Annotated in this window: 14 protein-coding genes; 7 read left to right on the top strand and 7 right to left on the bottom strand. The window is 52.8% G+C overall.

Translation table 11 applies throughout. The features are described from left to right. Nucleotides 1-64 precede the first annotated feature (64 nt). Nucleotides 65-979 carry a sugar phosphate isomerase/epimerase family protein gene (locus SH527x_RS02540; RefSeq protein WP_437193088.1) on the bottom strand — a complete coding sequence of 305 codons (915 nt, stop codon included), beginning with the start codon at nucleotides 977-979 and terminating at the stop codon, nucleotides 65-67. Nucleotides 980-1319: 340 nt separating this feature from the next. Between SH527x_RS02540 and SH527x_RS02535 the strand changes: the two genes are divergently transcribed. The 3 genes from SH527x_RS02535 to murD all read left to right on the top strand — a co-directional run bounded on the left by SH527x_RS02535 (nucleotide 1320) and on the right by murD (nucleotide 4843). After that, nucleotides 1320-2369, top strand: a complete 1050-nt coding sequence (locus SH527x_RS02535) for a Gfo/Idh/MocA family protein (RefSeq protein WP_437193087.1) — start codon at nucleotides 1320-1322, stop codon at nucleotides 2367-2369. A gap of 296 nt (nucleotides 2370-2665) precedes the next feature. Continuing rightward, nucleotides 2666-3247: a hypothetical protein gene (locus SH527x_RS02530; RefSeq protein WP_437193086.1), complete on the top strand. Its 582-nt coding sequence runs from the start codon at nucleotides 2666-2668 to the stop codon at nucleotides 3245-3247. A gap of 159 nt (nucleotides 3248-3406) precedes the next feature. Continuing rightward, on the top strand, nucleotides 3407-4843 hold the full coding sequence (gene murD, locus SH527x_RS02525) for a UDP-N-acetylmuramoyl-L-alanine--D-glutamate ligase (RefSeq protein WP_437193085.1): 1437 nt from the start codon (nucleotides 3407-3409) through the stop codon (nucleotides 4841-4843). A 111-nt stretch (nucleotides 4844-4954) separates the two neighbouring features. Here murD and SH527x_RS02520 read toward each other — a convergent pair whose 3' ends face one another. Continuing rightward, nucleotides 4955-6379 (bottom strand): DUF1501 domain-containing protein, encoded by a 1425-nt coding sequence (locus SH527x_RS02520; protein ID WP_437193084.1) that lies wholly within the window; start codon nucleotides 6377-6379, stop codon nucleotides 4955-4957. 453 nt (nucleotides 6380-6832) lie between these two features. On the opposite strand from SH527x_RS02520, the gene gltX reads away from it, so the two are divergent. Then, nucleotides 6833-8389, top strand: coding sequence for a glutamate--tRNA ligase (gene gltX / locus SH527x_RS02515; RefSeq protein WP_437193083.1), 1557 nt, complete (start codon nucleotides 6833-6835; stop codon nucleotides 8387-8389). Nucleotides 8390-8486: 97 nt separating this feature from the next. Here gltX and SH527x_RS02510 read toward each other — a convergent pair whose 3' ends face one another. From SH527x_RS02510 to SH527x_RS02495, 4 genes are all read right to left on the bottom strand, one after another. Continuing rightward, nucleotides 8487-8990 (bottom strand): VOC family protein, encoded by a 504-nt coding sequence (locus tag SH527x_RS02510; protein ID WP_437193082.1) that lies wholly within the window; start codon nucleotides 8988-8990, stop codon nucleotides 8487-8489. A gap of 189 nt (nucleotides 8991-9179) precedes the next feature. Continuing rightward, a complete protein-coding gene (locus SH527x_RS02505) occupies nucleotides 9180-10700 on the bottom strand; it encodes a glutamate synthase subunit beta (RefSeq protein ID WP_437193081.1) in 1521 nt (506 codons plus the stop codon). A 140-nt stretch (nucleotides 10701-10840) separates the two neighbouring features. Further along, nucleotides 10841-15442 carry a glutamate synthase large subunit gene (gene gltB, locus SH527x_RS02500; RefSeq protein ID WP_437193080.1) on the bottom strand — a complete coding sequence of 1534 codons (4602 nt, stop codon included), beginning with the start codon at nucleotides 15440-15442 and terminating at the stop codon, nucleotides 10841-10843. Nucleotides 15443-15843: 401 nt separating this feature from the next. Further along, nucleotides 15844-16794 (bottom strand): LysR family transcriptional regulator, encoded by a 951-nt coding sequence (locus SH527x_RS02495; protein ID WP_437193079.1) that lies wholly within the window; start codon nucleotides 16792-16794, stop codon nucleotides 15844-15846. Between the two features lie 533 nt (nucleotides 16795-17327). On the opposite strand from SH527x_RS02495, the gene gatB reads away from it, so the two are divergent. Next, the gene (gatB, locus tag SH527x_RS02490; protein ID WP_437193078.1) at nucleotides 17328-18821 is read left to right on the top strand and encodes an Asp-tRNA(Asn)/Glu-tRNA(Gln) amidotransferase subunit GatB; all 1494 of its coding nucleotides are present in this window, start codon (nucleotides 17328-17330) and stop codon (nucleotides 18819-18821) included. 73 nt (nucleotides 18822-18894) lie between these two features. Here gatB and SH527x_RS02485 read toward each other — a convergent pair whose 3' ends face one another. Continuing rightward, nucleotides 18895-19308, bottom strand: coding sequence for a hypothetical protein (locus tag SH527x_RS02485; RefSeq protein ID WP_437193077.1), 414 nt, complete (start codon nucleotides 19306-19308; stop codon nucleotides 18895-18897). A 440-nt stretch (nucleotides 19309-19748) separates the two neighbouring features. Between SH527x_RS02485 and SH527x_RS02480 the strand changes: the two genes are divergently transcribed. Both SH527x_RS02480 and SH527x_RS02475 read left to right on the top strand, forming a co-directional pair. Then, the gene (locus SH527x_RS02480; RefSeq protein ID WP_437193076.1) at nucleotides 19749-21212 is read left to right on the top strand and encodes a hypothetical protein; all 1464 of its coding nucleotides are present in this window, start codon (nucleotides 19749-19751) and stop codon (nucleotides 21210-21212) included. A 213-nt stretch (nucleotides 21213-21425) separates the two neighbouring features. Then, complete coding sequence (locus SH527x_RS02475; RefSeq protein WP_437193075.1) at nucleotides 21426-22310, top strand: 3-keto-disaccharide hydrolase; 885 nt, start codon at nucleotides 21426-21428, stop codon at nucleotides 22308-22310. Nucleotides 22311-22357: the final 47 nt, after the last annotated feature.

Here is a 22357-nt window from a genome sequence, read left to right as displayed (position 1 = left end):
TGCCAGAACTCGATTCAGCATTACTGAAAAACACCCACTGACAATCAGGCGGCACGTCACCCCATTAGCCAGCCAGCAACCCGTTCAGCGTTTTCAGGTCGTGAGCAATCGCGTCGAGTTGGGCCTGAGCCGGTGCTCGCTCAAGATGCTCGATGTGCAGAGACAATGAGCCGCTGAAGTCCGACTCTTTCAACATCTTGAAAAACACTGGCTTCACAATTCCATCTGGGTCCGCGAGAGGTACGTTCACAGCCTTCTTGTTCTTCCATGCGGCATCTTTGACATACACCGAGGCAAGGTGTGGCTGAACCAGATTCCACGCAGTCGGCCATGACGCTCCTAACTCAACAGCGGCGTGACGAATATCAAAAGCGATCCCCAACGACTCTTTCGGAATGCCGTCCAGCAGCTGTTGCAGATCCCAGAGCGAGGCACCAACATAGTTTTCGCCAGCGTGATTCTGATAGATGCCTTGAATCCCCAACTCGCGATTCATCGCAGCAAGTTCCTTAGCGATCGGAATGAACGAACGCAGCTGAGGCAGAACCGGCTTGGACAAATCATAGCGATAGTATCCCAGTCGGTACTGTTTGATTCCCAGCTGGGCCGCGAGCCGCAGCGTCTTCTCGACATGCGGTTGATCCGCACTCAGGAAGTCCGTCGTCATGATCGTGATTTCGACGCCATGCTTCTTCAATGCTTCTACAGCTTTGGGAAGTTCGGCTTCAGAATTCTCTGGAAGAATTTTTCCCTTCTGACGAACTGCAAACTCAACCCCCTTCAAACCGATTTTGCTGATCTCAGCACCGAGTTCGTCGTAACTCAAGTCCTGAAGGAATTTGACGAAGGTGCAGATCTGAAATCGATCCTGAACGGTCTTCTTCTCACCTGAGATCAAGTCGCTGGCAAACAATGTACTTCCAGCCAGCATTGCTGAACCAGCCAGGAAATTTCGACGAGTCAAATTCGCTTGAAACATGGAAGCCTCTTTTGGTGTCAAACGCAGGTCAGTCTGCCAGCCAGTCGACGCTCAATGAGCAGTCAGGGAGCGCTCCCCACAGCGTCGTAGAATCAGACAGTCTATCCGGCCTGATGCACACGGACAAAGTTCTTAGGGTCGAGCACTCCAAATGGCGACTCAACAATAAACAATGATCCATTGTTTTAAGACAGCAAAACGAGACGTTGTCCCCTGATTTTCTCCGGAATTCCCATCGTCAACTCGTGGGGAATGCCGCTCTAGTCGTGGCGTGGCGACTTCTATAAAATGCACTGATATTGTTTGTCTGATGAATCAGTTGTTTTGGATTTGAGGCATTATGTCGACGCGCGTTCGAGTAGGTTTGATCGGTGCTGGCGAGAATACCAAAGTACGACATATTCCGGGTTTGCGCGCAATCGAAGGCGTCGATCTTGTCGGTGTTTCAAATCGCACGCGTGAATCAAGTGAAGCCGTTGCGCGTGAATTCGATATTCCGCACGTGTTTGACAAATGGCAGGATTTGATCGCATCTCCCAATATTGATGCGGTCGTGATTGGCACTTGGCCGAACACACATTGCGAGATGACTTGCGCCGCTCTGGAAGCAGGCAAGCACGTTCTCGTCGAAGCTCGCATGACGCGAAATCTGGCAGAAGCCCGACAAATGCGTCAGGCTGCCAAGAATCACCCGAAGCTGATTGCCCAGATCGTTCCAAGTCCATTTGGATTGATTTGCGGGCCACAGGTCGAGCAGCTGATCAAAGGGCACTTCCTCGGCGACCTTCGCGAAGTTGTCGTTCTCGGCGTGACATCCCAGTTCTGGGACTACAGCCAGCCATTGCACTGGCGACAGAACGCCGAGATCAGCGGCAACAACATTCTGTCATTGGGAATCCTTCAGGAAACCTTACAGCGCTGGGCACCACCTGTGGTTCAGGTATTTGCTCAGACAGAACTGTTTGAGCCGACCCGACCACTCCCGGAAGAGAATCGATTCGCTGAAGTCACCATTCCCGACAGTGTCCAGATCCTTGCTGAGATGCAAGGGGGCGCTCGGGCGATTTATCACTTCAGTGGTGTCGCTCTGTTCGGGCCAGGCATGCAGATTCACTTCTACGGCAGCCGTGGAACAGTGAAGATTCACTTCATCGATGGTGAAGAACGAATCTATGCGGCTCGCAACGAAGATGGGGAACTCAAAGAAGTGACGATTCCTGTCGACGATCGTGGGGGATGGCAGGTCGAATCTGACTTCATCTCTGCGATTCGCGGCGAAACAAAGGTCACATTGACTGACTTCGCAAGCGGAGTTCAGTACATGGAGTTCCTGGAAGCAGTTGCTCGCAGTGCGGCAGAGAACGAAGCTGTTGGACTGCCTTTAGAATAGTTTGACGAGAGCGACACGTTCTTAACTTAGCAGGAACGTGGAGCCCAGATTTTCGTCTGACAACAAATGTGTCGCGTGGTCGAGTCGAATAGACTCGGCCACACTTCATATGGCAGCAGATGGAAAACTGAACCGAAACGATTCGTGAAATTGCATCAGCATTCTCAAGATCGTATTTCAGTGAACAGCAGTTTCAGGTCCCAAACAGGGACTGCAAAGCGGTCGCATTATCGGGCCATTAGTAAAGTCAGTACGGCAAACAGAAACAGTACGACACACAGGGAACGGGGTCACAGATGAATCGGGCTTTGACGCTATTTGTCGTGTTGGGCTTGTTCATTGGATCGAGCGGGTGCGGCGGCTCTTCTGGAGGCACAGTCAGTGTCTGGAGTGCACAATGGTCGGACTCTGATTCGATCCCCGGTGTCACGGCAGGCTCGGTGAATCTCGTTGACTTTGCCGAGGGAAGTCCCGGCTCTAACAAGTTCATCGTCTGGTCTGACCTCCCGGATGGAAGCAGCCGCTCTGAGTCATCCCCGTTCTCAAAGAAGTACATCAGCGAACTGAAGAACAAGCAGGGAAAACTGCTCCGCATTGAATCGAATTCAGGCGACAGCTCAGCAGATGGTGGTGGCATTGTTCACGTCGGCAATCAAAAAGTGCAGTTAAAGTCGGGCCGGGTCATTCTGATTTCCACCCGATCCGAGACGCCAGAAATCTTGCAATTAGAGATTGAGCCAACCAGCGAACTCTGGAAAATCGTCGGGCAATCCGGCGAGGATTCAGACCCTCAGACCGAGTTGTCGATTTTCGCTCGATCCAACCCGAAGATTCTCGACTTCTTCAAGGGTCCGCAGGCAACTCCCAAATCGATGTAGTATCATCGACAGCTCAAATCCGGGCTCATGGTCCCACGCGAGCAGGTCATCAAAAGACATCGACTTTTGACCTGTACTCAGACTGCCAGGCTCAAGTTGTGACAGCAATTCAAGTCAGCGATTAATTCCGCAGCCGTCTATAAATGAAAGACATCTAACGTGCTGAACCTCCAGAATCGCCGTGTCACAGTCATGGGTTTGGGACACTTCGGAGGCGGGATCGGTGTCGTAGAATACCTGCTTCGTCAGGGAGCATTAGTCACTCTCACCGACTTGCAAACACGGGAGCAATTGGCGAGCAGTCTGGCTCAGATCGATGAATCAAAACTCACAGGCCTGATTCTTGGGGAACATCGAGACGAGCTGTTTACAGACACAGACCTTGTAGTGGCCAACCCTGCGGTGCGTCCCGGCAATCGGTTTGTGCAACTGGCGATTGATCAGGGGATCGAAGTCACCAGCGAAATCGAACTGTTCTGGGAACGCTGTCCTTCGAAGAAACTCGTCGTCACTGGCAGTACAGGGAAATCAACCACAGCATCGCTGATCTATCAATGTCTGCTCGCCGCTGGATTCTCGGCACACCTGGGCGGGAACATTGGTGGAAGCCTGCTCAAGTCGCTCGACACACTCACAGCCGATGACTGGTGCGTACTGGAACTCAGCAGCTTCCAACTTGCAGCACTCGATTCACACAAACCCAGTCCAGATGCCGCTGTCGTCACCAATTTCTTCCCCAACCATCTCGATTGGCACGGGTCACTTGACGCATATCGGGAAGCGAAGCAAACCGTCTGCGCCTGGCAAAAGCCGGATCAGATCATCGCTTTCAATGCGGATGACGCAGATCTTGCATTATGGGCCACAGATGCCAAAGTTGTTTGGTACGGAAAAGAATGCTGGCGCGATCGGCCCGGCGTTGTCGTGGGCGACGATCACCTCATCGTGAGAACCGTGACCGGCGGATGGAAGATTGAACTCGCAGATTTGCCTCCCGAGTTGCAGTCTCCTCACGGGTTGATGAATGTCGCAGCAGCACTCGCACTGGTCACGGTAGGCATGCAGATTCCAATTGAGAAACTGGTGCCTGCGTTCGCCGCATTCCGTGGATTGCCACATCGACTTGAAACGATTGCGGAATTTCAAGAGCGAACCTTCATCGACGACTCGAAAGCAACCACACCGGAAGCCACACAAGCTGCTCTGACTGCAATCCAACAGCCGATCGTGCTCATTGCTGGAGGCAAAGACAAAGGGGCCGACTTTGGGGCTCTCGCCGAAGCAATTCAGGAACGTGTTCGAGGCGTCATTTTTATTGGTGACACCGATGACGCCCTGAAAGAGCGCGTCATTCAACAACATCGCGCAGTCGTCGCCAAAGAAAAGCGTTCGAAGAAGGCTGGCGAAGACGCCGACGTCGGGTGGATTCAAACGGCCGGGACACTCGAAGAGGCCGTTTACTGGGCATGGGACTGGTCAGAAGAAGGAGATGCCATTCTTCTCTCACCAGCATGTGCCAGCCATGCGGAATTTCGAAACTACGAACACCGCGGCGATCAGTTCGCACAATTGGTTCGATCACTGGCAAATCCGTAACTCGAAAACGAATCAGCATCGATGCCGATCAGGCCAACATAAAAAGCTGCGAACGTCATGGAACGTTCGCAGCTTTTCTTGATGAGTGCCACAAAACCATCAATTGCAGATTTAAGCAATGATGGAGTTCACAATGCTTCCGTGAACGTCTGTGAGACGGAAGTCACGGCCGGCGAAGCGGTACGTCAGATGTTCGTGGTCAAAGCCCAACAATCGCAGGATTGTCGCGTGCAGATCGTGAACGTGAACCTTGTCTTCAACGGCCTGGAACCCGAACTCATCGGTTGCTCCGTGAACATGGCCCCCTTTCACACCGCCCCCGGCCATAAACATGGTGAACCCGTAATGGTTATGGTCTCGGCCATTGATCTTCCCGGCATTTGATCCCGGGGTTGGCAGTTCCACAGTTGGAGTCCGCCCGAACTCTCCTCCCCAAATGATCAATGTTTCGTCGAGCATTCCACGTTGCTTGAGGTCTTTGATCAGTGCCCCGAGCGGTTGGTCTAACTGCTGTGCCAGCTTGCGGTGATTCACTTCAAGGTCATCGTGATTGTCCCACGGCTGACCGGCCCCGTGCCACAACTGAATAAATCGTACGCCACGCTCAACAAGACGACGGGCGATTAGCAATTGCCGAGCATGGACACCTTCGCCGTACATCTCACGAATGTGTTTCGGTTCATGATTGATGTCGAATGCATCGGCTGCCTCCATCTGCATTCGATAAGCAAGTTCCATTGACTGAATTCGAGTCTCAAGAGCAGGATCGACTCCACGATCAGCAAGGTGCTTTTGGTTCAAGGACTGCACGAGATCCAACTGATCCCGCTGTTGTACGGTCGACAACTTCTGGTTGCGAATATGTTCAATCAGCTTGTCGATTTCAGTGTGCTTCGTGTCGAGATACGTCCCCTGAAAAACTCCTGGTAAAAACGAGCTTCGCCAGTTATCGCTCTCTTTAATCGGATAGCCGTTCGGGCACATCACAATGAAGCCAGGCAGATTCTCGTTCTCTGTTCCGAGTCCATAAGTCACCCAACTCCCTAAACTTGGACGAGAAAGACGGGCGTCTCCAGAGTTCATCAACATCAACGACGGTTCGTGATTCGGCACGTTCGCCTGCATCGAACGAATGACGCAAATGTCGTCGATCGATTGAGCGGTATGGTGAAACAGTTCGCTGACTTCGATTCCACTTTGGCCATACTTCTGAAACTTGAACGGGGAGGGGAGTGCCGCTCCGGTCTTTCGTTCCGTCTTAAGTGAGTTGGGAATCTCTTTCCCGGCATACTTCTCCAGCATGGGCTTAGGGTCAAACGTATCAACGTGCGACGGCCCCCCATTGCAGAAGATGTGAATAACGTGTTTGGCTTTCACCGAAAACTGCGGAGACTTTGCCGCCATCGGCGAGAAAGCAGCGGCCTGCAATTGTTTCTGCGGCGCATTCTGATGCAGCATGGCAGCGAGGCTGAGATACCCCATCCCTTGCCCGGAGCGCTTCAGCAAATCACGACGGTTCAAAGGTAAGTCAAACATGGCAGGAATCAATTCAGCAGAGAGCCCAAGGCGGGAAATCACGCATTTCATGCAATTCTCGGAATTGCATAGCGTATCTGGCACGCGGCATTCAGTCGTACTCTCATCGAGACGACTGCTACGCGGCGACCCGATAGACCGAACCGGTCTCCTCTATTGTCGGACTTCTCAACAGATTCGACAAGGGAAACATCCAACAAAGTCGATATGGCAAGATCCTGCTTCGCTCTCTGCCGCTGCGAATTCCGAAGCGGTCACCAAATCGAACCTTCCCTGCAAAACACGAATTTGCCGCAGCGGATTGAATTCATCGAGGAGTTCCCGCCTGCGATCAGTTCGCGCAGAACCGTGAATCACTTATCTTTGTACGCTTCTCCCTGACTGCTGCGGCGGCCGCGGTAATCTCCCAAATACTGTTTCTCAAATTTCAGACGCACAGCGACTGGTTCGATCATGATTCGCACTCGGTTTGCCCCTAGTCCTACTGGGTACATGCACATTGGCGGAATGCGAACCGCCTTGTTCAACTGGTTATGGGCTCGCCACTGCGGAGGCCAGTTCATCCTGCGTATCGACGACACCGATCAGGAACGAAACGTCGATGCGGCACTCCAGCCGATTCTGGATGCGTTCAAATGGCTGGGTTTGAATTGGGACGAAGGTCCGGAAGTCGGCGGCCCTCACGGCCCCTACTTTCAATCTCAACGGCTGGAGTTGTACCAGCGTCGTTGCAATGAACTGCTGGCATCTGGGAAGGCGTATAAGGATTTCGATCCGCCAGCGCTGTCTCAAGCAGATCGTCAAGAAGCGGAAAAGGAGAAACGAACCTATCTCAACGTTCGACGTTCACTGGAACTCTCAGATTCACAACGTGAGGATCTGGAAGCACAGGGAACACCGTATGTGATCCGTTTCTTCATCGACCGGACTCGCAAGGTCTCCATCGAAGATCATGTTCGTGGTCATGTTGAATGGGACTGTGGTTTGATTGCCGACCCCGTCATCATGCGTGCGAATGGAATGCCGCTCTATAACTTCGCCAGCGTTGTTGACGATCTCGACATGCAGATCAGTCATATCATTCGCGCAGAAGAGCACCTCACCAATACGTCGCTGCAAGCGCTGCTGTTTGAAGCTCTTGGCGGAACGATGCCAGAGTTTGCACACATCCCGTTCGTGGCGGCACCGGGGACGAAAGAGAAGCTCAGCAAACGCGAAAAGAACCTTGATAAGTACCGCAAAAGTCCACAGTTCAAGAAGCTGTTCGATATTGCAGACGACGTGCTTCCGAAGATCGGTCTGGGAAATTCGGCGACTTTGAACCCGGTGATGGTGTCGTATTACGAAGCCGTTGGGTTCCTGCCGGCCGCCGTCCTCAATGGACTCTCGCGACTCGGCTGGTCACTCGACGACAAAACCGAATTCATGTCCCTCGATTTTGTGACTCAGAACTTCACTCTGGATCGAGTCGTCAAAGCTCCGGCCGGACTCGATCCCGATAAGTTGCTGACCTATCAGGAGCACTGGATCGGCCAGCTCAGCATTGACGAAAAGGTTGATGCAGTCGTTCCATATCTCGTGAAGTCCGGCCTCGTTACTGAAGAAGCACTGGATCGTACCAAGATCGCGCAGGTCCTGACCGCACTGGCAGACCGTCTCAAGCTGTTCAGCGACATCCTGAGCTACGACGAATTCTTTGTTGGCTGCGACCAGTTGAAGTATGATGAAGCGGCATTCGAGAAACGGATTCGCAAGCCTGAACGGGCTCGGGAGCTACTGACAAAGTATCTCGGCGTACTGGAGAAATCCCCTTCGTTTCATGCTGCAGATCTTGAGACCGAATTCAAAGACTGGATGACCAGCGAAGAGATCGGCTACGGCGATATCATTCACGCATTGAGAATCGCTGTTTCTGGAAAAGCAACAGGTCCTGGGATGTTTGAGAGCCTTGAACTCCTCGGACGAGACCGCTGTGTGAAACGTATTCAGCTCGCTATTGCCCGGCCATAACGAAACTGTTTCTAACAAGACCGGCCGTGGCTGCTCCCGAAGAGCGGCCACGGCCGGTCTCTATTTCTGATCCGCACAAAGCAAACAGGCAGTGTTGTTAAGTTTTGAGTTCACTCAGCAGACCTTGAAGATCGAGACGGCGGGTATCCATCGCCAGCTCGCCGGTTGAGGTTCGCGGCCATTCTGACTGCGGACGATCCCAATACAATTCCAACCCGTTCTCATCAGGGTCTCGCAAGTACAGAGCTTCGCTGACTCCATGGTCCGCCGCTCCGTCCAAAGGGATTTCTGCGTCCACCAGTCGCTTCAAGGCAACAGCCAACGCCTGACGATTGGGGTAGAGAATTGCGGCATGATAGAGCCCTGTCGTTCCCGGTGAAGGGGGACGACCACCAAGGCTTTCCCACGTGTTCAAGCCAATGTGGTGATGGTAACCGCCGGCCGAAATGAATGCCGCCTGCTTCCCGTATCTTTGGGTGATCTCGAATCCCAACACACCACGGTAAAACCGAAGCGAGCGTTCCAGATCGGCCACTTTCAAATGAACGTGGCCAATTCGCACTCCGGGATCGATCGGACGAACAGAATCATCATGTGACATGGATTTCTCACGCGTCTGAGCATTTCAGTTTCACGTAATTATAGCCATGACTTTTGATCCATATGGGGGTGAATTTTGTGGAACCGACCAACAAGTGCGAAGTGCTTCCGGCCAGAAACGCCAATGTCACGTCATCTGCGTAATGCGGATGACGTGACACGGGAAATCACATGAACAGGCGAATCGAGATTATGGAAGCTTTGTTGATCCCATCAGGTAGCGGTCGCACTCACGAGCAACTCCACGACCTTCGTTAATCGCCCAGACGATCAGAGACTGTCCACGACGGCAGTCGCCAGCGGCAAAGACGCCGGGAACGTTGGTCGTGTACTTCTCGAACTCTGCCTGATAGTTCGATCGTTTATCTGTTTCAACGCCCAATTGCTCGCCGATCACCTGCTCTGGTCCACGGAATCCGAGGGCCAGGAAGCACAGATCAGCTGGCCATTCCTGTTCGGTTCCGGGAATCACACTGAATGGAGCACCGGTCTCGGATGGCTTTGACCAGTCAAGCTTCACAGTCTTCAGAGCACGGAGATTTCCGTTCTCATCGCCGAGGAACTCAACGGTTTGAATCGCATACTCACGAGGGTCATTCTTCAGCGTCTTTCGTGATTCTTGCGAGTAATCGAAGACGCTCGCAGCTTCCGCATGCCCGTAGTCAGTCCGGTGAATGCGCGGCCATTGTGGCCATGGATTGCTGGCGGATCGCTTGTCAGGTGACTGAGGAACAACCTCGAAATTCACGAGGCTCTTGCACCCGTGTCGCAGGCTGGTTCCCAGGCAGTCGTTCCCGGTATCTCCCCCGCCGATGACGACAACGTTCTTGCCTTTGGCGTTGATGTAGGCGCCATCTTCATGCTTGGAGTCCAGCAGGCTCTTAGTGTTGCCATGCAGGAATTCCATCGCGAAATGGATCCCCTTCAATTGGCGACCTAGAGTCTTGGCGAAGAAGTCATTCGGAACAGTGGCACCTGTGCAAAGGACGACCGCATCGAACTTCTCGGTCAGCTCTTTGCCGGAGATGTCCTTGCCGATGGTGGTGTTCGTGACGAACTTGATGCCTTCTTCTTCGAGCAACTTCACGCGACGCTCGACGACCCATTTTTCCAGCTTCATGTTCGGAATGCCGTACATCAGCAAACCGCCAATTCGGTCGGATCGCTCATACACGGTGACCAGATGGCCAGCGCTGTTGAGCTGAGCAGCAGCAGCGAGCCCTGAAGGTCCTGAGCCAACAACGGCAACAGTCTTTCCGGTTCGCTTGGTTGGTGGATTCGGAACAATCCAGCCTTCGGCCCATCCGCGATCGACAATGTTCTTCTCGATCGTTTTGATGGCGACAGGTGGTTCGTGAATCCCCAAAGTACAGGAACCTTCACATGGAGCAGGGCAGACCCGACCAGTGAATTCCGGGAAGTTGTTCGTCTTGTGCAGACGGTCCAGAGCTTCACGCCACTCGTTGTGATAAACGAGGTCGTTCCATTCCGGAATCAGGTTGTGAACTGGGCATCCAGCAGCCATCCCAGCGAGCAAGTCGCCGGTGTGACAGAATGGAATCCCGCAATCCATGCATCGGGCACCCTGCGTCTGCAACACTTTGAGTTCCAGCTTCTCGCTGAACTCATTCCAGTTCTTGATACGTTCAGATGGAGCACGCTCTGTCGCCGTCTGGCGAGCGAATTCCATAAATCCGGTTGGCTTACCCATGGGATTTGATTTCGATGTTCTCGGTAGTCAGTGTTCAGTGATCCGAAGCTGGCAGTGAGACGCCCGCCCAATTGCAGGCGTCTCTGGCTTCACGAGTCTCAAGCAACAGATGTGTCTGGAAGGATCTGAAATCAGATGCCTTATCGACCAGGCACTCCTGCTGCTTCCCCTGCCGCCTCGGCTGCTGCAGCGGCTTTCAATTCAGACAATGCCCGCTTGTAATCGCGAGGCATCAGCTTGACGAACTGCGTCAACGACTTCTCCCAGTTATCAAGAATCTGCTTTGCGACTGGTGAACCGGTGTAAAGGTGGTGCTTCTCCAGCATTTCCTTCAGTTCGGCCACATCTTCCAGATCGACTACAGATTCAAAGTCAACCAGTTCGAGATTCGTATTCAGCCGGAGTTCATCCTGCTCTGGAGCAAAGACGTACGCAACTCCGCCTGACATCCCGGCTGCGAAGTTACGCCCGGTTGGCCCGAGCACCACAACACGACCGCCGGTCATATACTCCAGACCGTGATCTCCCACTCCCTCAACGACGGCTTTCGCCCCTGAGTTACGGACACAGAACCGTTCAGCAGCAATTCCGCGGAAGTAAGCCTCTCCTCCGGTTGCTCCGTACAGAGCCACGTTTCCGATGATGATGTTCTTTGACGAATCGAAAGAACTCTCTTCTGGTGGATAGACAATCAGCTTGCCGCCGGAAAGTCCCTTACCGACATAGTCGTTGGCGTCACCGATCACTTCGATCGTGACTCCCTTAACGCTCCAGGCACCGACTGACTGTCCGGCCGATCCTCGACATCGCAACCGAATTGTGTCTTCCGGAAGTCCTTCTGGTCCCCAGACCTTGGAAACTTCGTGACTCAATGTGGTTCCGAAGGCACGATCGATGTTCTGAATATCAACATCAATCAGGATCGGTTCTGCCTTGGCAATTGCTTCCCGACATCGTGGAAGAAGCAGCTTCTGATCGAGAACTTCTTCCAGCCCGTGGTTCTGCTTCTGAGTGCAGTATTGACCAGCGTTTGGATAGGCGCTGACTGCCTTAGTCAGAATCTGAGACAGATCGAGGTGCTTGGCTTTCCAGTGATCATTCTCTGGATTCCACTCAAGCATATCGGCTCGCCCAACCATTTCATTGATTGTGCGGAATCCGAGCTGAGCCATGATCTCCCGGACGTCTTCAGCAACCATGAACAGGTAGTTGACGACGTACTCTGGCTGTCCATTGAACTTGGCTCGCAGGACTGGGTCCTGAGTCGCCACGCCCACAGGGCAAGTGTTGAGGTGACACTTACGCATCATGATGCAGCCAATGGTGATCAGCGGAGCGGTTGCAAATCCGAACTCCTCTGCACCCAGCATACACCCGATCACAACGTCACGACCGGTTCGCAGCTGACCGTCTGTCTCCAGACGAACGCGGCTTCGCAGATCGTTCATCACGAGAGTCTGGTGAGCTTCGGAAATCCCGAGTTCCCATGGGAGACCAGCATGCTTGATACTGGTCAATGGGCTCGCACCGGTTCCCCCACCATCTCCGGAAACAAGGATCTTGTCAGCATGGCCTTTGGCCACGCCGGCAGCGATCGTTCCGACGCCGACTTCAGACACCAGCTTCACGCTGACGCGAGCACTTGGGTTGGTGTTCTTCAAATCGAAGATCAACTGTGCAAGATCTTCAATCGAATAGATGTCGTGGTGCGGTGGAGGGCTGATCAGACCAACTCCAGGAGTCGACATACGGGTGGCGGCGATTGTTTTGTCGACCTTATGGCCGGGCAATTCGCCCCCTTCACCGGGCTTCGCTCCCTGAGCAATCTTGATCTGCAACTCATCAGCATTGGTGAGGTACCAGGAGGTCACACCAAAGCGGCCGGAAGCGATCTGCTTAATTGCGGAACGCTTGCTGTCACCGTTCTCCATGCGTTGGAAGCGATCGTAGTTCTCGCCCCCTTCACCTGTGTTACTCTTGCCACCGAGACGATTCATCGCGATTGCAATCGTTTCATGCGCTTCTGCGGAGATCGAACCATAGCTCATCGCCCCTGTGCAGAAACGCTTCACGATCTCGCTGGCGGATTCCACTTCCTCAATCGGAATTGAAGTGCCGGTCTTGAATCGCATCAGGCCGCGCAGTGTCCCTTGCCGGTGTGAACTTTCGTTGACCAGCTTGGCGAAACGCTTGTATGCGTCTTTGTCGCCAGCGCGAGCAGCCTGTTGAATTTCCGAAATGGTGAACGGGTTCCAACCGTGCTTTTCGCCATTATGACGCCAGTGGACCAATCCCATGTTCGGAAGAACAGCCAGTCGCTTCGACTCTTCACGGCTTGGGAATCCCTGTTCGTGACGTCGAATATGCTCTTCGGCGATGATCTCGAAGTTGATCCCGCGAATTCGGCTTGGAGTTCCGAGGAAGCACTTCTGAATGACATCTGGAGCCAGACCGATTGCTTCGAAGATCTGTGCTCCCTTGTAGGAAGCCAGAGTCGAAATCCCCATCTTGCCCATGACCTTGAGCATCCCTTTGCTCACACCTTCACGGTAGGTCTGGACAATCTTTTCTTCGGTATAATCGCCAGTCAGATGCCCGTGATCTTTTGCATCACGAACAGCTTCGAATGCCAGGTAAGGGTTCACGGCATCGGCACCATATCCGGTCAACAGACAGAAGTGGTGGACTTCGCGAGCCTCAGCTGATTCGACAACCAAACCGATTCTGGTACGGAGTTCTTTCTGAACCAGGTGATTATGGACAGCACCGGTCATCAGCAAAGAACTGATTGCCACGCGATCTGCACCAGCGGCACGATCTGACAGCACGACGAATGCATATCCGTCTGTGATTGCCTGTTCAGCTTCAGCACAGATCTCGTCAAGGCGCTTCTTCAGCCCGGAAGTTCCTTCGGACTTCAACCAGGTCGTGTCGATGGTCTTCGTCTTCCAACCATGCTCCCCCTTCAGGGACTTGATGGCGGCAGTCTCTTCGTCAGTCAGAATCGGGTGAGGAACTCGCAGTCGATGGCACTGGGATTCAGTGGTATCAAGCAGGTTGCCTTCTGGGCCGATATAGCATTCAAGCGACATGATGACTTCTTCGCGGATCGAGTCGATCGGCGGGTTTGTCACCTGTGCAAAGAGCTGCTTGAAGTAGTCATACAGCAGGCGTGGCTGGTCAGAAAGACAGGCCAGACTTGCATCGTCCCCCATCGAGTAGATCGGGTCCTTCTTCGAATTCACCAGCGGCACGAGCATGAACTGCATCGTTTCAGTGGTGTACCCGAAAGCCTGCATCTGATTCAGCAGGTTCTCATCGCTGATGCGCGGCAACTCACTACCGCTGGACATCCAGTCCTTGACGATGTCCTTCAACTCAACACGTTGACGACGCAGCCATTCCCCGTAAGGACGCTGGTGAGCAACGGAGTGCTTCAACTCTTCGTCAGGAATCAGGCGACCCTGTTCGAAGTCAACAAGGAACATCTTACCTGGCTGCAGGCGTCCCTTGGTCTTGACATTTGCCGGGTCAATTTCCAGCACACCGACTTCGCTCGCCATGATGACTTTGTCATCGTGGGTAACGTAGTAACGGCTCGGACGAAGACCATTGCGGTCGAGACATGCTCCGATGAACTTTCCGTCTGTGAACGAAACGCTCGCCGGGCCGTCCCATGGCTCCTGCAGGGCAGAGAAGTATTCATAGAACGCACGCTTGTCGTCAGACATTGCGTGATGGTTCTGCCATGCTTCTGGAATCATCATCATGGCCACTTCCTGCAGCTTTCGCCCGGAGTGGTACAGGAATTCCATGACGTTATCGAAGTTTCCTGAGTCGCTGTTGTGCTTCTCCACGATTGGGAAGAGCTTCTCAAGATCTTTACCGTACAACTGGGATTCCAACGCACCTTGTCGGGCATTGGTCCAATTGCTGTTCCCTTTCACTGTGTTGATTTCGCCGTTGTGAGCGATGCAACGCAATGGCTGAGCACGGTCCCATGATGGGAATGTGTTGGTACTGAAGCGACTATGCACCATTGCCAGGTGTGATTCATAGTCTTCGTCCTGCAGGTCAGGGTAGTAAAGGAAAACCTGCTCCGGAGTCAGCATCCCCTTGTAAACGATGATCGAGTTCGACAGCGTGCAGATATAGAATCCGAGAGCGGCAGGGTGCTTCCCTTCGCGGATCTGGTGACTTGCACGCTTCTTGATGATGTAGAGCTGGCGTTCAAAATCCTGCAGTTCGATGCCATCTGCGGCACCGATCAACAGCATCTCAACTTTCGGTTCAACAGCGAGGGCGGAAGGACCGACGTTCGCTTCAACTGGACGTTGAGGAACTTCGCGCCATCCGAGCAGGATCTGTCCCTGTTCAGCAATGAGTCGATTGACGATGACTTTGAACTCGTCGCGTGCGGCATCGTCTTTCGGCAAAAAGACAATCCCTGCGCCGTATCGGCCCTTGGCTGGCAGTTCAACGCCGAGTTCCGCCTTCGCAACCTTGCGCAGAAACTTGTCTGGCAACGCGGTCAACATTCCGGCGCCGTCGCCTGTGTTTTCTTCACAACCACACGCACCACGGTGCGTCATGTGACGGTTAATGCGTTCCGCATCAAGAATGATCTGGTGAGATGGAACACCTTTGATGTGCGCGACAAAGCCCACGCCGCACGAATCGTGTTCGTAATCGGAAGAATACAATCCGTGGTCTTCAGGGAAGCCCGTCAGCTTCGTAATCATTTTCGACTCTTCACTAAAACGTTCTGATAGATCGGGCAACCAGTTCGAAATCGGCTTGAAGCCTTTTCTGGACCTGGCAATGCAAATCGCAATTACGGGAACATTCGCAATCAGTCCCCATACTCAGTGCTCTCAACATGAGAAACACATCAAAGTCACGATGGATCAGGACAACCTCAGCGTCATCAAGTTCAGGCTCTCATTGAAATAATTCAAATTGAGAAAACGGACTTTTGACGCTTCAAGTCATTCAATGTCGGCAATGGTAGCCTGATTGAATGGGGGCTTGAGTCAGAGGAATGCCTTCAACTCGTTTTCAGGAGAATCAGTCGCGCCTTCTCAGGCGTGACCCCGGCCTGAAATCCGGTGGTATTTCGATTCGATGAAAGTCACAAACCGGACTAAAGCGGCTCAACGACACTAAGATCTGCTCGAGTGTGCGTTGCAAACGGAGAAGTGAAACCACTGTCTCCGGGATCTTCATGCAGGATTTCCACAAACTTCTCTGCGGCGCGAGAAAGATGCTTGTGGCGTTTATGAACGATGCCCAATGGTCGGACAAATCTGAGATCGGAAAAATGGGCGGCTCGGAGCCACCCGAATTCTAATTCTCTGCGAAGGGTCGGAAGTGGAAGAATGGCGACTCCCAAATCGATTTCAACCGCCCTTTTGATCGCTTCCACGTTATCGAATTGATGAGTCACATTCACTGAAATATCAGCGTTTTTCAGAAGTTTCTCTGTCTTACGACGGATCGTAAGATCTGCTGAAAATGCGACAAAATCAATTCCCTGTAGCTCTCTTACAGAAACCTGATCCCGACACGCGAGCGGATGACTCGGCGCAGTTACCAGCACCATTTCCTGATCTTGCCAAGGGATCGATCCGATTTCCCCACCATCTCTCGGAAACGAAACGATGCCGAGATCAATTTCATCCCGCTGTAGCTGGCTATAGATGCTTTCCGGGTGGGAATAGTCGAGCTGAAGCTGAATATCAGGATATTCACTCTTCAGGCGGCTCACATAGGACCACATCTGAAGAAGACCGACCGAATAGATCGAAGCGACTCGTACTTTTCCGACCACTCGGCCGCTGAATGCGTGTACGGCATCTTCAATCTGACGGTAATCGAGCAGCCACTTTTGACACCGCTCGAAATAGATCGTACCAGCCGCAGTCAGTTCGATCGGCCGCTTGGATCGGTCGACGAGCGTGACACCAAGTTCGTCTTCAAGCTGCTGGAGCGCTTGACTGACCGCAGGCTGTGAAATCTGCCGTGACACCGCAGCTTTTGAAAAGCTCCGATGCGTCGCGATGTCGCAGAAGATCTCTGTATTCCTGAGGTTCACGGCTGAATAAGCAATTTCAAATAGAGCAACCAGTTCTCGATAAGTGAAAGTAGTCTATTTTTCGCATTGGCAAGCGTCAAGCCCGTGATTTTTAACTTTCCCCTCAAAGACTGCACAATTTCGCAGCAACTCACCCATAAAAGGGGGCGGCCTTCTTGATGCGTTCGCACTTTTCGATTAGAGGCGGCATCAGCTTCGGCAGATCAGCCACTTACCAAATCAACGCAAACCTCTCGCATAAAATGCGATACAACACGAAATCCAACGATCTCGTTATGAAGCGGGCAGCTTCAGAAGATTTTCTCTCTTCAAATATCTGAATGGAGATTTCACCAGAAATTCATCCAAAGAATGAGAATAACGCTCTTCCGGCTCGTTTGAGCTTTGGGTGTAACGGGGCTTTTCTGACTGGATGAACCAGCTTTGCAACGTCACACTACGCGGCAGCGAACAGGAAGTGAGCCTGCCACGAAGGCAAACTGTTCTCGGGCGAGCTGCGCCCTTCACGACTGTTGATCGATTGAGCCGGCAAGATGAGCTATACAACTGTCATTGGCCTGGAAGTCCATGTTCAGCTGCAGACAAAGACAAAGATCTTTTGTGGGTGCCTGAACCGTTTCAATCCTGATGCGCCCAATACCCAAACCTGTCCCGTCTGTCTGGGACTGCCTGGCGCGTTGCCGGTGATGAATCAGGAGGCGTTCCACCTCGCCATGGTGACCGCACTCGCCCTGAACTGTGAGATCGCTCCATTCACCAAATGGGACCGCAAACAATATTACTATCCCGACTTGCCGAAGGGATACCAGATCAGCCAGTACGACCTGCCGTTCAGTCACGATGGCTGGTTGGAAGCGTCGAGTGAAGATGGATCGCGTCGCAAGATTCGCATTCTTCGAGCACACCTCGAAGAAGACGCTGGCAAGAACATTCACGACGAATCCGGTCGGGGAGCTGACAGTCAGGTCGACTTGAATCGAGCAGGAACTCCGCTTCTTGAGATCGTGACGCTCCCGGACGTCCGTTCCGCCGCAGAGGCCAAATCATTTCTCGAAGAGATCCACCTTCTGCTGACATTCCTCGGGGTGTCGGACTGCAACATGCAGGAAGGCAGCTTGCGGTGTGACGCAAACGTCAATCTCCACATCGAACGCAATGGGGAAACGATTGCGACTCCCATCGTGGAGATCAAGAACCTGAACACCTTCCGAGGTGTCGAAGCAGCGGTCCTGTACGAAGCCGACCGCCAGTTCCGCGAGTTCGAGAAAACCGGACGCAAACTCGGCGATCCCGGAGTTCAGAAGGAAACTCGTGGGTGGGACGCGAATCGCGGCCTCACCTATGCTCAGCGAGGAAAAGAAGAAGCATCCGACTATCGGTACTTCCCAGACCCTGACCTTCTGCCTGTGACTGTCACTGTCCAGCAGGTCGAAGAGATCCGTGCGTCCCTTCCTGAACCGCCAGCCCAGCGCCGTTCTCGCTTCCAGAATGATCTGGGGCTGTCCGCCTACGACGCCGACGTCATCGTGAATCAGGGAGCCGAAGTCGCGACCTATTTTGAGCAGGTCACTGCGCTTTGCAGTGATGCCAAGCAAGCTGCGAACTGGGTCACTCAGGACATTCTGCGTGAACTCAAGGAGCGCGATCTCAGCATTGATGACTTCCCAATCACTTCAAATCTCCTTGGCGAATTGCTGAAGCGAATCACTGACAAAGTGATCACCGTAAAGAGTGCCAGAGAATTGTTTGCAATCCTTCTCTCAGCATATGACGAAGATGAGCAACAACCAGAGGTCGCTCGCATCGACTCGTTGATTGAGGAGAAGGGCCTGAAAGTCGTCAATGACACAGGAGCGATCGACGCGGCGATCACCACTGCACTTGCCGAGAGCGAGAAAGCGGTCGAAGACTTCAGAGCCGGCAAACAACAGGCACTGGGAGCCATCATCGGCAAGGTGATGAAGCAGGTGAAAGGGGCAGACGCGAAAACAGTCCGTGAACTGGTCATCGCGAAGCTGAACTCATAACACTCACTGCCAGACTCAACCCGGAATGCAAACGCCTCCATAGTCATGATGGAGGCGTTTTTTTGTTCCGCAATCAGGCTGTGTGTATCTCCAGAATGGCAGGCCTCCACAACCCGCCGGTTCCCTGATTCTCTGGCGTTGGCGTGAATTCGATGGCGAACATCACCTCGTTATTTAGCTTCAACTGCGCAGTCACATCGAACAGACAAGGGTTGTCCGACTCACATTCGACTGGTTGCTGGTTCAACTCACAACGAGTCACAACCCCGACCTGATCAGGAAGTCGAATCAAGACGCGATCACGCTCCTCGATATTCGTCGGACGATTAAAACGCCGATAAAACAACGCCATTCCGGACAGGCTCCCCACACTCGTCAGCCAATCGCAAGGGACACTGATCTCTCTTCGATCGCTCACATCCCCATCAGGCAGCACAACTTGCCAGGGACCTTGCAATCGAATTCGATACGGTTGTGAGTCCATCATTCTCTCGCGATCAAATACAGAAAATGTCGGGTTGAACTGTCATGGCAGAGCCCCTGCATGTTGCGTCAGCGCATGTGGTTCGCAGTGTAATCGACCTAAAGACATCAACACCAATTGCAAGTTCGCAATAAACAACTCTGAAGCAAATTCCCTCACGGAAAATGTTCCCACCAACTCATTTAAGCAGACTGATGTGAGTTGACGATTTGAACACCGTTGGTACAGTGGAACTCGCCATTGCCACGCTCATTCTTCAATCAGTCCAACAATGGAAAATCGGCACTCGTCGAGTCGCAGCGGGGCGGTTCTCAGCTCGCCGCAACCTTGTAAATCAGGGGCATTTTGTTCCACCTTTTGCTACTGCCATCACGTTTCCTGGACGTCAGGGCCAAAGTCTCGATCAATCCGGAACATGACTTAAACAAGTTCAGAGAGATTCAATGATTCAAAGACACATTCCATTTCTGTTCGCGTTGACGGTCTGGCTGGGAGGGCTTCCGTTCACATCTGCTGCGAATGCCGGACAGCTTTACGTAGGCGGGTCGAGCATCTCGATTACGCCGGAAGAGCGTGTGGCATTAGCAGGGCAGATGCACACGAGAATTTCCAACAAGGTCGAATCCCCCTGTATCGCAACGGCGCTGGTGATTGAAACCCGAAATGGAGATCAATCGATCGAGCAAGCGATTTTTGTTTCCTGCGATATTGTGACGATTCGTGACCATAAGAATTTGTATGCAGCCCTGCGTGCGAAACTTGGGGATCGGATTCCAGAGCACGCGAAACCCAAAATCATTCTCAGCGCAACTCACACTCACACCGCGCCTGCGCTTGAAGTTGGAAGCTATGCGATTCCAGAATCCGGCGTGATGCATCCGGACGAATACCGCGAGTTCTTTCTGGAACAGGTTGCAACCGCAATCGCAGATGCCTGGGCAAAACGTGAACCAGCTCAGGTTGCCTGGGGATTGGGACACGCAGTCGTTGCCCAGAACCGTCGTTCAACATTTGCGAACGGATCTGCCGTCATGTACGGGGCCACAAATACGGATAAGTTCCGCGGGATTGAAGGGGGCGAAGATCACGGTGTTGAACTGCTCTATTTCTGGAATGCAGACAACAAATTGATTGGCACCGCAGTCAACGTTTCCTGCCCAGCTCAGGAAGTCGAAGGCCGCTCTCAGGTGAACGCAGATTTCTGGCACCCATTCCGTGAACAACTCCAAGAAAAGTATGGAAAAGATCTCATTGTCGTGACCTGGTGTGGTGCTGCTGGAGATCAGTCTCCCCACCTGATGTACCGCAAGCAGGCAGAAGAACGGATGCGAAAGCTGCGTAACGTCGACACCCTCGCTGAAATTGCCCGTCGCGTTCTGACTGCGTGGGAAGACGTTTATGCCGTCGTTCAGAACGACAGACACAGCGATGTGCCATTTGAACATCTGGTGACCGACATCAAATTGCCAAACCGCATTATCACTGAGCAGGAAGCTGCAACATCACGTCAGGCCGCCGCCGGGATTACAGATCCCAAGGCCGAAACTCGTAAACAATGGTTCCTGCGAGTTGCCAAGCGATACGAAGACCAGAAGGCCAATGGAGTCGGCGAATACGACATGGAACTGCATGCGATTCGCCTCGGCGACATCGCAATTGCGACAAATGATTTCGAGCTGTTCACTGACTATGGCGTTCAGATGAAAGCCAGAAGTCCTGCATTGCAGACATTCGTGATCCAGCTCTGCGGTCGCGGAACTTACCTCCCGACCGAACGCGCCGTCGCCGGTGGGGGATACAGTGCCGTTCCGGAAAGTAATCTCGTTGGTCCAGAAGGAGGACAGGTCCTCGTCAATGAAACGGTCAACGCGCTGACAAAACTGTGGGCAGCCCCAGAGAAAAAGTAAGTCGGTTCATCCAGCAATCGCTGACCGAATCAACGAAAACCGATTTTGAAATGTGAACGACAAGACGAGTTCTTCCCCAGAGAACTCGTCTTGTTCATTATCCAGGCTGACAAGCCGACGTCGCATCAATTGGAGAGAACGTCAACGTTCCAATCCGGCTGATGAAAACTTCCGGTTCCGCATTACCTTTCACGAGTCACAAGGATTCAACCAGTGAAATGTTCCCCGACTCAATCATGGATTCGATTTCAGCAGACAATCGCTTTGTTCGGAGCAATGCTGGTCAGCAGCCAGGCATGTCTCGCAGGCAACGTCGACGTGCCGGCAATTGTCTCCAAACCTCATTTATCGAGCCAGGAGTTCTATGACATCGCCGTCAAGGAATCCAAAGGCAAGAAATGGGACAAGCTCTTTAACGGCAAAGATCTACAGGGCTGGAAAGTTGTTCTTGCCAATGCAGCGCCAGGCGAAGATCCTGAGAAAATCTTCCAAGTCGTCAATGAGGAAATTCACGTCTATCGTGATACACCTGCCGGAAAGAACATGCCCTTCGGCGTGATCTTGACCGACAAGGAGTACTCCCACTATCGGTTCCGCTTTGAATACAAATGGGGCGAAAAGAAGTTCGCACCACGAGCAAATACCATTCGCGATGCCGGGTTGCTCTACCATACAATTGGTGCGGAAAAAATCTGGCCAGTCAGTGTCGAGTGTCAGGTTCAAGAGAACGACACTGGTGACTTTTACTTCGTCTACACCGGCGGTGACTGCCCAGTCGATCAGGCTGGAACAAAGTTCCTCGACCAGTCACTCGGCGGCAAGTTCAAGACAATCTACCAGCCGAACGGAATCAAGCGGGTTATTAAAAGCAAAACACTGGAACGGGATGGGTGGAACACGGTTGAAGTCGTTGTTCGTGGAGATGCAGCTGTTCACCTCGTCAATGGCGAGATCAACAACTATTGTGTGAACATGAAGGCTCCACAAGGAGAATCCAAAGAACTGCTCCCACTGACTGCTGGACGCATTGCACTCCAGTGTGAATGTGCTGAACTGTTCTACCGGAATATCGAGCTGCTCCCGCTCGAAGGGAAGTAGAATCGAATCGCACAAGCATCATCTGGCACGTCGCGAGACACAGCAGG

Origin of the sequence: Planctomicrobium limosum (assembly GCF_051465645.1) — a bacterium.
In the GTDB taxonomy this organism is placed as follows: domain Bacteria; phylum Planctomycetota; class Planctomycetia; order Planctomycetales; family Planctomycetaceae; genus Planctomicrobium.
This window is presented reverse-complemented; position numbering and strand designations above follow the sequence as displayed.